The following is a 241-nucleotide window of genomic DNA, read 5'->3' as shown; positions in this document are numbered from 1 at the left end:
TCGAAGCCGACGTCCGCGCCTGGATCACTCAGTGGAACACCAACCCCAAACCGTTCGTGTGGAAGAAGACCGCCGAGGAGATCCTCGACTCCCTCGCCCGATATCTACAACGAATTTCAGGCGCAGGACACTAGGGCGCGTTTCGAAGTCCCTCCGGCAGGGACGCTCCCCGCCCTCCCAGACACTCCCCGCCCTCCCAGGGGGCGCCGACCCCACTTCCATTGTCAAGCCACCCCACACA

It is taken from the genome of Actinoallomurus acaciae (genome assembly GCF_042429965.1).
Taxonomy (GTDB): domain Bacteria; phylum Actinomycetota; class Actinomycetes; order Streptosporangiales; family Streptosporangiaceae; genus Actinoallomurus; species Actinoallomurus acaciae.
This window is presented reverse-complemented; position numbering follows the sequence as displayed.